Genomic DNA, 8,536 nt, shown 5'->3' with positions numbered 1-8,536 from the left:
TTTTCATGATACGTGACATGTCGAGATATACACTAATGTGGTCGTCGTCAGCGTCAGATGTGTTTATGAGTCAGGCCCTGCAGCTCTTGACGTTGACGTTGACGTGGACGTTGCTCCAAAAGCGGGCAGCCGGGCCTGCGGCCCGGCAACCCCGGCCCATCACCAGTTGCCGGCACCCGGCACCTGATGGGCCACCGCGCGACGGCGCATCAGCAGATTCAACCATTCCACCAGCACCGAGAACCCCATCGCCGCGTAGATGTACGGCTTGGGCACATGCACGTCCAGGCCATCCAGGATCAGCACCGCGCCGATCAGCAGGATGAAGGCCAGTGCCAGCATCTTCACCGTCGGGTTGGCATCGATGAAACGACCCAGCGGGTTGGCCGCCAGCAGCATCACCGCCACCGACAGCAGGATCGCCGCCACCATCACCGGCACGTGGTCGGCAATGCCGACGGCGGTGATGACCGAGTCCAGCGAGAACACGATGTCGATGATCGCGATCTGCAGGATCACCATGCCGAACACCGCCGACGCCTTGGTGGTGGTCGGATCTTCATCCTCACCGCCGGTGATCAGCTCGCGGATTTCCATGCCGCCCTTGATGATCAGGAACAGGCCGCCGAGGATCAGCACCAGGTCACGGATGGAAATGCCCATGCCGGCCACGGTGAACAGGTTCGCTTCCATGTGCGCCAGGTAGGCCAGCGACACCAGCAGCAGGATGCGGGTGATGCAGGCCACCGCGATGCCCAGCTTGCGCGCGAACGGGCGGCGCGCTTCGGGCAGCTTGCTGACCGCGATGGAAATGAACACCAGGTTGTCGATGCCGAGCACGATTTCCAGCGCACTCAGGGTGAGCAGGGTCAACCAGACGTTCGGATCGGAGAGCAGTTCAACAAATGCCATGGGGGGTCTTCGCAGTAAGTCGGGAGAGGGGTCAGAACAAGCGGGGGACCAGGATCAGCCCCCAGCACAGCAGTACATTCATCATCAGCACGAACACCGCGGCCGACCCCATGTCCTTGGCACGACCGGCCAGTTCGTGGATTTCGGGACCATAGCGCTCGATGACCGCTTCGATGGCCGAATTCAGCAGCTCGGTGGCCAGCACCAGCAGCATCGAGCCGATCATCAGGATGCGTTCGATCGCACTGTCACCCAGCCACAGCGCCACCGGGGTGAACAGCAGCAGCAACCAGGCTTCCAGCCGGAACGAGGACTCGTGCAGCCAGGCCGCGCGCAGACCCTGCCACGACCAGCGCGCGGCCTGCAGGATGCGACGCGGTCCACGCGGCATGTGGCCGAACTGGTCAGCCATGGCAGCGTGCTCCGGCGGGAGCGCAGGCGATCAGGTCGCAACAAGGCAACCGCAGGGACAGGGAGCGGACGGTCATGTAAAGCCAGGGTGGGCAGCAGGCCGCTATTTTGCCATAAGGCCACGCCTGGCACCCCGCCGCAGCCGGCAAGGGGCTCCCGCGCCGTTATCATCGAAGGCTGCAACCCGCTGGAGATCCTGATGAACCTGCCACGCCGCCCGCTGCTGCTCGCCCTCGCCCTCGGCCTGTCCACCGCTGGCTTTGCCCACGCGCTGTCACCGCCGCGGCCTGCGCAGGTGCCTGAAGAAGTCTCCAACGTGGCCTGGGCCGGTGACATGGCTGCCTTCGCCAAGGCCGACCAGGCCAGCCCGCCGCCGCGCGGCGGTATCGAATTCGTCGGCAGTTCTTCGATCCGGATGTGGGACAGCCTGGCCGCCGATTTCCCGGGCAAGCCGGTCATCAACCGCGGCTTCGGCGGTTCGGAAGTGCGTGACAGCACGTATTACGCCGACCGCATCGTGGTGCCGTACGCCCCGTGCAAGGTGTTCCTGTACGCCGGTGACAACGACCTCAACAGTGGCCGTACGCCGGCCCAGGTACGCGACGATGTCATCGCCTTCGTCGGCCGCGTGCACCGCGATCTGCCGTCGACGACGGTGGAGTACATTTCCATCAAGCCGAGCCCATCGCGTGCGCACCTGCTGCCGGGCATCATTGAAGCCAATGCGATGATCCGCAGCGCGCTGGCCTCACTGCCGAAGACCGGCTACACCGACATCTACACGCCGATGCTGGGCCGCGACGGCCAGCCTGATCCGGCCCTGTTCCGCGAGGACATGCTGCACATGACCCCGGCCGGGTATGCGATCTGGACCAGGGCGCTGGCTCCGAAGGTCCGCTGCGACTGAACCGCCCGCCGGGCGGAGTGACGCCCGCTGGCCCGGTAGTGACGGCCGCTGGCCGATATGATTACAGCGGCCGCTTCGCTCGCCGGGCATGACTCGGCGCTACCCATCCCCGCGGGGCGTGACGGCCGCGCCCACCTGCCCGCGTCGCGGTTCAGCGGAAGATGACGGTCGCTTCGGTGCCCTTGCCCGGCTGGCTGGTCAGGGTCACCTGCCAGCCGAATCGGTCGCACAGCCGGCGCACGATCGACAGGCCCAGCCCGGTGCCCTGCGGGCGGTCCGGCTCGGCGCGGTAGAACGGCTCGAAGGCCTTCTCCAGCGCCTCCGGTGACATGCCGATGCCGGTATCGTGCACGCGCACCCGGTCGTGTTCGACGAACACGTCCACGCGGCCTTCGTCGGTGTAGTTGCAGGCGTTGCGCACCAGGTTGCTGACCACTACCTGCAGCACCCGCGGCGGACCATGCAGCTCGACCACGCCGCTGTAATGCAGCTCCACGTGCACCGGGCGATCGAGCATCAGTTCGGTGGCGGTGTCCACTTCATGGCGCACCACCTCCACCACGTCGAACATCTCCATCTGCGGCTCGACATCGGCCTCGCGCGCCAGGATCAGGAAGGCATCGATCACCGCCTCCATCTCGCGGCCGGCGCGCTGGATCCGCTGCAGGCTGCGCTGCTGGCGCGGCGATGCGGTTTCATCAGCCAGCGCCATGTCACTGGCGACCCGGATCACGGTGAGCGGAGTGCGCAGCTCATGGCTGGCATCGCGGGTGAAATTGCGCTCGCGCGCGACGTTCTCGGTGACCCGGTTGGCCAGCGAATGCAGCGCCGCGGCCAGCTGCCGGGTCTCACCCTGCATGTCGGCGGGCAGCTTCTGTGGGTCCAGGTCGCTGGCCTGCGGCTTGCCCGGGTCCCAACGCGATACCCGGCGCGCCAGCCAGTTGACCGGCGACACCAGTCGTTTGGAAGCGCGGTAGGTCACCCAGCTGGCGCCGTATACGGCCAGCAGGGTCAGCAGCACCGGGACGATGCCGAACCAGAACGCCAGCATCTCCGCGCGTGAGCGCAGGAACACCAGGTACAGCCGGCCTTGCGGTCGCACGTCCACCCAGACCAGCTGGTCGTCGCCGCGCAGCTCATGGAAGCCGGCGGGGAGATCCCGCAGGTTGGCCGGCAGCGACAGGCTGGAGCGCCCGGTTTCCACCAGGTAGCCGCGGATGTTGTGCGTATTGGGCGGCGGCTGGGTGGGCGAGGCCTCGTGCAGCGTCCAGTAGTACGCCGCTTCTTCGCGCAGGGCGGCACTGACCAGGCTGTGCTTGATCACCAGCGATACCAGCCATGCGCCAAGCAGTATGCCAAGGCTGGCCAGCACGGCCTGCAGGATGAAGGCGATACGTATCTTGCGCGGCAGGCCGTGCGGCATCAGGGGGATCACTACGGAAGATGGCCGCGCCGAGTATAGGCAGCGGGTGCGTCAGTCCCCCGTGCAGGGGCCGGCGGCGGCCTGCACGGGGACCATGACGACGATGTCAGCCCATCGGCTGGGCGATATCGGCGATGCGGTAGCCGGCGCTCTGCACGGTGTGCAGCAGCGGACGGTCGAACGGCTTGTCGATGATCTTGCGCAGGTTGTACAGATGGCTGCGCAGGGTGTCCGAATCCGGCAGCCCATTGCCCCAGATCTCGCGCTCGATTTCCTGGCGGGTGACCACGCGCGGCGATTCACGCATCAGGATGGTCAGCAGGCGCAGGCCGATCGGCGACAGCTGCAGTTCGGTGCCGGCGCGGGTGGCGCGCATGCTGACCGGATCCAGCACCAGGTCGGCGACCTTCAGCACTTCCGAACCCACCTGCCGGCGCTCGCGACGGATCAGGGCGCGCAGGCGTGCTTCCAGTTCCTGGATGGCGAACGGCTTGGTCAGGTAATCGTCCGCGCCGAAGCCCAGGCCGGTCAGCTTGTCGTCCAGCGTGTCACGCGCGGTCAGCATCAGCACCGGCGTGGACTTGCGGGCATCGTTGCGCAGGCGGCAGACTTCGATGCCGTCCAGGCGCGGCAGCATCAGGTCCAGCACGACCACGTCGTAGCTGTTCTCAGCCGCCAGACGATAACCGTCCAAGCCGTCCTGGGCATAGTCGACCTCGAAACCACGGCCTTCCAGATACTCACCGATCATTTCGGAGATATTGCGGTTGTCCTCGACGACCAGAACAAGGCCGGAGGTTTCCTTCGTCTGACGCATGGTCTTCCCTCTAACTTCAGCTTTGTGAAACATGCCGGATCGACGGTGCACGCGGCGTGAAGTGGACGCACACGCTCGCTGAACGCTTCAGAGCAGCGGCTGCAGCAGCGGCCAGACGTTGGACAGCACCTTCGGCTGCGCGCCGGCGGTGGGGTGCAGGCCGTCGGACTGCATCATCCCCGGCTGCAGCGCGACGCCTTCCAGCAGGAACGGCAGCAACGGCACCTTGTACTGGTCGGCCAGCGCACGATACACCGCGGCCAGGCGCTGGCGGTACGCCGGGCCATAGTTCGGCGGCACATCGATGCCGAGCATCAGCACCTTGGCGCCGCCCTGCTGGCTGGCCACGATCATCTTCTCCAGGTTGGCGCGGATCTGCGCCGGGGTCAGTCCGCGCAGGGCATCGTTGCCCCCCAGTGCGATGACCACCACGCCGGGCTTCTCACGCGCCAGCAGGCCGGGCAGACGCGTGGCCGCACCGGCGGTGGTTTCCCCGCTCATGCTGGCGTTGACCACCCGTGCCGGCGAGCCCGAACGGGTGCTGAGCCGCTTGCCCAGCAGGTCCACCCAGCCGGTGCCGGCCGGGATATTGTGGGCGGCACTGAGGCTGTCGCCGAGCACCAGAACGGTCGTTGCTTGACCTTTGGCACACGCCAGCACCGGCAACAGCAGCAACCATGCCAGCAGCATTCCCATCCGGCCGATCATCCGGCCTCGTCCTGTAACGCGCATTGGAGTCTCCTCATCGACAGCCTGTCCCCCCGCAGCGCGCCCGTCGCCATCGCCGTCGACCAGGTCGGCAAATCCGTGCATGGCCCGGAGGGTGAAGTCCACATACTGGACAACATCAGCATGACGGTACATGAAGGCACCTCGGTTGCGATCGTCGGCGCCTCCGGTTCCGGCAAGACCACCCTGCTCGGCCTGCTGGCCGGGCTGGACCTTCCCAGCCGTGGCAGCATCACCCTGGCCGGCAGCGTGCTCGGCAGCCTGGACGAAGAAGCCCGCGCCCAGCTGCGCGCGCGCGAAGTCGGCTTCGTGTTCCAGAGCTTCCACCTGCTGCCGGCGCTGACCGCGGCAGAGAACATCGCCCTGCCGCTGGAGCTGGCCGGACGCGAAGACCCGGCCCGGGTCGAGCAGGTGCTGGAGGCCGTCGGCCTGTCGCACCGCGCGCGGCACTATCCACGCCAGCTGTCCGGCGGCGAACAGCAACGCGTCGCGCTGGCGCGGGCCTTCGTGGCGCGCCCGCGCATCCTGTTCGCCGATGAACCCACCGGCTCGCTGGACCAGGCCACCGGCCAGCACATCAGCGACCTGCTGTTCGCGTTGAATGCCGACAGCGCGACGACCCTGGTGCTGGTCACCCACGACCTGCGCCTGGCGCAGCGCTGCCAGTTCATCCATCGCATCGACAACGGCCGCCTGCAGCAGGTCACGCACGGAGCGGACGCATGAACCTGCTGCGCCACGCGCTGCGTTCGCTGCGCCGCGAAGCGCTGGCCGGCGACCTGCTGACGGTGTTCGCCGCGCTGGTGCTGGGCGTGGCGGTGATGACCGCGGTCGGCACGCTGGTGGACCGGGTCAACCTGGCGCTGGCCAACAGCACCGCCGAAATGCTCGGCGGTGACCTCGGCATCAGCGGGCGCGCCGAAGCGCCCGCCGAGCTGGTCACTGAAGGCACCCGGCGCGGACTGCAAAGCACCCGCATCGCCGCCTTCGGCAGCGTGCTGTTCCATGGTGAAGCCAGCACGATGGCCACCATCAAGGCCGTCGAAGCCGGTTACCCGCTGCGCGGCCAGCTGCGCGTGCGTAGCGGTGCCGATGCCGTACTGAACGAAGTCGCCGCCGCACCGGCACGTGGGGAAGCCTTTGCCGATCCACGCCTGCTGCAGGCGCTGGACCTGCGCATCGGCGATCAACTGGAGTTCGGCGCAGGTACGCTGCGGGTGGCCGGCAGCATCGAATCCGAACCGGATACGTCCAGCGAACTGCTCACCCTGTCGCCCACCCTGCTGGTCAACCGCGCCGACGTGGAAGGCACCGGCCTGCTCGATCCGGGCAGCCGTATCAGCTACCGCACGATGTTCGTCGGCGAGCCCGAGGCCATCGCGCAGTTCCGCCAGTGGCTGCAGCCGCGCGTGCAGGGACTGCGCCTGCTCGGCGTCGGCGACACCCAGCGCGGGGTGCGTGAATCGTTCCAGCTGGCCGGGCGTTTCCTCGGGCTGAGCGCCTTGCTGGCGGTGCTGCTGTCCGGCGTCGCCACCGCGCTGGCCGCCAATCGTTTCGCATTGAGCCGTATCGACCAGGTCGCCGTGCTGCGCTGCCTCGGCGCGCGCCAGCGCGACATCCTCGGCAGCCTGGCGCTGCAACTGCTGTTGATGGCAATCCCGGCCTGCGTGGTCGGCGTGCTGGTCGGCATGGCAGCGCAGGAAGGGCTGGTGCAGATCCTCGGCGGACTGGTGCCGCAGCGGCTGCCGCTGCCGCAGGCGATGCCGGCGCTGACCGGGGCCGGCATCGGCCTGCTGCTGCTGCTCGGCTTCGGCCTGCCGCCGCTGCTGCGGCTGCGCAACGTGCCGCCGATGCGCGTGCTCAACCGCAGCTTCGCCACGCTGCCGCCGACCTCGCTGCTGGTGTACGCCGGCGCACTGCTGGCCAGCCTGGCGCTGACGGTGCAGGTCACCGGTGACCTCAAGCTGGCCCTGTGGGTGCTGGGCGGACTGGCGGCGCTGGCGCTGCTGGCGGCCATCGGTGGCTTCGCGTTGTTGATGCTGGTGCGTGGGCTGCAGCATCGCCTGCACGGCAATTGGCGGCTCGGGCTGGCGGCGCTGACCCGCCGCCGCGCGCTGGCGGTGATGCAGCTGGTCGGGCTGTCGTTGTCGCTGTGTTCGCTGTTGATGCTGGCCGTGGTCGGTCCGGGCCTGCTGCAGCAGTGGCGCGACCGCCTGCCGGCGGATACGCCGAACTACTTCCTGATGAACATCCAGCCGGACCAGCGCCAGATCGTGCTGGATGCGCTGACCGCACAGGGGGCGGTGGATGCCAGCGTGGAACCGTTCGCCACCGGTCGCCTGCTGGCCTTGAACGGTGAGGCGCCACGTCGCCGTGGTGATGACCAGGAGGCGGCGCAGGACACTGGCGCGCAGCCGGCAGCCGATGCGGACAACGACCGCGACCGGCCGTTGAACTTCAGCTGGCGCACCACCTTCCCGCCCGCCAACCAGCTGCTGCAGGGTCGCTTCTGGGCGGCCGACAGCACCGCCGCCGAAGCCTCGGTGGAGGAAGGCTGGGCGCGCCGTTACGGCGCCAGACTGGGTGACCGGGTGACGCTGCAGGTCGGGGAGCAGCAGCGTGACTACACCATCACCAGCATCCGCAAGGCCGAGTGGAACAGCTTCCGGGTCAACTTCTTCGTGCTGCTCAACGCCAATGCGGTCGGCGATGCGCCGCACAACCTGATTTCGGCCTTCCACCTGCCGCGTGCCAAGGCGGCCGGACTGGGCCAGCTGGTACGCGAGCAGCCGAACCTGTCGCTGTTGGATATCGATGGACTGATCAGCGAGGTGCGGCAGGTGATGGATCGGGTCGCGCAGGCGATCCAGGTGGTGATGGGCTTCAGCCTGCTGGCCGGCGTGCTGGTGTTGCTGGCAGCGCTGCAGTCCACCGCCGGTGAACGGCGTTATGACAGCGCGGTGCTGCGCACGCTGGGTGCCACGCGGCGCCAGCTGCGCGGTGCGGTGCTGGTGGAGTTCGGCGCGTTGGGGCTGCTGGCGGCGACGCTTGCGGTCGGTGCGGCGGCGATCATCGGCGTGGTGGTGTCGCGGCAGGTGTTCGAACTGGCGCTGTTGCCGCCGTGGCCGGGGTTGCTGGCCGGTGGTGCGTGCGGGGTGGCGCTGAGTGTGTTTGCCGGATGGTGGGGCACGCGGCGGATCCTGCATACGCCGCCGGCGCTGGCGTTGCGCGAGGCATAGGCTGCAGGGGTGGCTGGTGGCTGGCTACGGGCCGGGGCCGGGCGACGGATTACGGGCCGGGGCCGTAGCCAGCCACCAGCCACCCCTGCAGCCTATGC

8 protein-coding genes are annotated in these 8,536 nt (G+C 68.0%); 3 read left to right on the top strand and 5 right to left on the bottom strand.

All coding sequences use genetic code 11. The annotated features are described in order from the left end of the window. Positions 1-159 precede the first annotated feature (159 nt). Together ABB28_RS16320 and ABB28_RS16315 are read right to left on the bottom strand one after the other, a co-directional pair. Complete coding sequence (locus tag ABB28_RS16320) at positions 160-912, bottom strand: TerC family protein (protein WP_057687422.1); 753 nt, start codon at positions 910-912, stop codon at positions 160-162. A 31-nt stretch (positions 913-943) separates the two neighbouring features. After that, positions 944-1,324, bottom strand: coding sequence for a diacylglycerol kinase (locus tag ABB28_RS16315; RefSeq protein ID WP_042613702.1), 381 nt, complete (start codon positions 1,322-1,324; stop codon positions 944-946). 198 nt (positions 1,325-1,522) lie between these two features. On the opposite strand from ABB28_RS16315, the gene ABB28_RS16310 reads away from it, so the two are divergent. Further along, positions 1,523-2,230 carry an SGNH/GDSL hydrolase family protein gene (locus tag ABB28_RS16310; RefSeq protein ID WP_057687421.1) on the top strand — a complete coding sequence of 236 codons (708 nt, stop codon included), beginning with the start codon at positions 1,523-1,525 and terminating at the stop codon, positions 2,228-2,230. Positions 2,231-2,381: 151 nt separating this feature from the next. Here the strand turns inward: ABB28_RS16310 and ABB28_RS16305 are convergent, their stop codons facing one another. The 3 genes from ABB28_RS16305 to ABB28_RS16295 form a co-directional block, all read right to left on the bottom strand. Next, entirely contained in the window at positions 2,382-3,653 is a 1,272-nt protein-coding gene (locus tag ABB28_RS16305; RefSeq protein WP_057687424.1) for a sensor histidine kinase, read from the bottom strand. A 106-nt stretch (positions 3,654-3,759) separates the two neighbouring features. Then, on the bottom strand, positions 3,760-4,470 hold the full coding sequence (locus ABB28_RS16300) for a response regulator transcription factor (RefSeq protein ID WP_057687420.1): 711 nt from the start codon (positions 4,468-4,470) through the stop codon (positions 3,760-3,762). Between the two features lie 87 nt (positions 4,471-4,557). Continuing rightward, positions 4,558-5,202, bottom strand: a complete 645-nt coding sequence (locus ABB28_RS16295) for an arylesterase (RefSeq protein WP_057687419.1) — start codon at positions 5,200-5,202, stop codon at positions 4,558-4,560. 75 nt (positions 5,203-5,277) lie between these two features. Here ABB28_RS16295 and ABB28_RS16290 point away from each other — a divergent pair, with 75 nt between their 5' ends. Together ABB28_RS16290 and ABB28_RS16285 are read left to right on the top strand one after the other, a co-directional pair. Then, positions 5,278-5,925 (top strand): ABC transporter ATP-binding protein, encoded by a 648-nt coding sequence (locus ABB28_RS16290; RefSeq protein ID WP_083492062.1) that lies wholly within the window; start codon positions 5,278-5,280, stop codon positions 5,923-5,925. Further along, on the top strand, positions 5,922-8,438 hold the full coding sequence (locus ABB28_RS16285) for an ABC transporter permease (protein ID WP_057687418.1): 2,517 nt from the start codon (positions 5,922-5,924) through the stop codon (positions 8,436-8,438). The genes ABB28_RS16290 and ABB28_RS16285 overlap by 4 nt, the downstream gene beginning before the upstream one ends. Positions 8,439-8,536 lie beyond the last annotated feature (98 nt).

This window comes from Stenotrophomonas chelatiphaga, assembly GCF_001431535.1.
Classification (GTDB): Bacteria; Pseudomonadota; Gammaproteobacteria; order Xanthomonadales; family Xanthomonadaceae; genus Stenotrophomonas; species Stenotrophomonas chelatiphaga.
Note: the sequence above shows the minus strand (reverse complement) of the source record. Positions and strands in the feature narration are given on the sequence as shown.